The organism is Streptomyces sp. CBMA123 (genome assembly GCF_014596465.1).
Taxonomy (GTDB): Bacteria; Actinomycetota; Actinomycetes; order Streptomycetales; family Streptomycetaceae; genus Kitasatospora.
Window position 1 is genome coordinate 1 of record NZ_MECK01000495.1, and the last position, 1,083, is coordinate 1,083.

Consider the following 1,083-nt stretch of genomic DNA (forward strand, 5'->3'; position numbering starts at 1 on the left):
GTCAGGTCGCCGTGGGCGTGGCTGCACACCGTGGTCCGGCGCCGGGTGGCCCGCTGCGTCCCGGCGGCGGCACGCCGGGCGCACGGGGAGCCGGCGCTCCACGCCGAGCAGGGCGCGGTGCGCTGGAGCACGGCCGCACCGGCGGCCGGGGCCGAGGACTTCGCCGCCGCACGGGAGGTCACCGCGCTCATCCGGCGGATGCCGCAGCGGCGCCGGCAGCAGGTGGCCTACCTGCGGTACGTGCTGGGCTGGGACTTCACCGAGATCGCCGAGCAGCTGGGCTGCCGCCCGGCGACCGCCCGCGTCCACGCCCTGCGAGCGCGCAGGTGCGTCGCCGAACTGGCCGCGCTGGGCTGCGGCGTGGACGAGGCGACGGTGGTGGCCGACGACCCGGAAGGCGGCTGCACGACCGTGGGGACCGCCCTGGTGGCACCCGTCGTCCCGCTGCTCCTCGCCGCCGCCTTCCGGGTCGGACCGCCGTACGTCCTGGCGGCCCTGGCAGGGGTGTTGACGGCCTGCTGGTGGCTGGCCGGCCGGTCCGTCGGGGCGCCGGTCGTGGAGGAGGAGGGGCAGGGCCCGGCCGGTCAGGGCCTCGGCGGTGCGGGCGGTCTGGGAGGGGGCCATGTGCCGCGCGAGTTCGCCCACGGGGACGAAGCGGGCGCCGCGCAGGCGGCTGCGCTTCCGGGCGGGGACGGTGAGGGGGGCGGTGTCGCGCACGGCGCCGCCGTCGAAGACCAGGCTGAGGCGCTCCAGGTAGCGGTCACAGGGCGCGTGGGCGGCCGGTGACCCCGCCGGTGCGCCGCCGCGCGCGGGACCCCGGCCCCGCCGGCTTCCCGCTCCCCCGCCCCTATCCCCGCTCCCGACGCCAGGACCCGCCGTCGGCCCCTCGGCCCGGGGCCCGGGGGGGGTGGCTGAGAGCGCGGGCGTGTGGTTCGTCTCCGGGGCGTCGCGGGGTCCCGGCGCGCAGATCACCCGTGCGGCGCCCCAGGCCGCGCACCGCGTGACCGCCACCGCCGGGCACGCCTGCGCGATCCGCGGGACATCACGGCACACGCCGGGCGAACTGCCGGCGGCGCCGGCGGA

General features: G+C 80.0%; 1 protein-coding gene. It reads left to right on the top strand.

All coding sequences use genetic code 11. The annotated features are described in order from the left end of the window. Positions 1-786: sigma factor-like helix-turn-helix DNA-binding protein (locus tag BG452_RS46365; protein ID WP_223243189.1), on the top strand; the 786-nt coding region annotated here is incomplete at its 5' end. Positions 787-1,083 lie beyond the last annotated feature (297 nt).